General features: G+C 63.7%; 1 protein-coding gene. It reads right to left on the reverse strand.

Annotated elements, in window-relative coordinates; translation table 11 throughout:
- Positions 1-284: contractile injection system protein, VgrG/Pvc8 family (locus AAEZ10_RS27250; RefSeq protein WP_350571789.1), on the reverse strand; the 284-nt coding region annotated here is incomplete at both ends.

Raw genomic sequence — 284 nt, forward strand, 5'->3', positions numbered from 1 at the left:
GCGGTGGTGTCGCTGGTCACCGACTCTTCGAGCACTTGCGGCTGCTTGCCTTCGTGCAGGACTTCAGTGAGCAGCCAGAGGTCGTTCCATTTGGCTTTCGGGTGTTCGGTCAGGGCGAGAAAGTGGCCGCTGACCAGCAGTGGCTGATCACTCTTGCCTTCGGCCAATTGGAAGTCGCTGCGGTGGCGTTCGAGGGCGCGTTTGGCCAGGTGCTTGCCGCGCTCGCGGTCGATGAAGCGGCCCGGGTAATCGTAGTCTTCGAGGTCGGGCAGGGCGTCGCCACG

Source organism: Pseudomonas sp. H26/SER47-MNA-CIBAN-0231 (assembly GCF_040310465.1).
Lineage (GTDB): Bacteria > Pseudomonadota > Gammaproteobacteria > Pseudomonadales > Pseudomonadaceae > Aquipseudomonas > Aquipseudomonas atacamensis.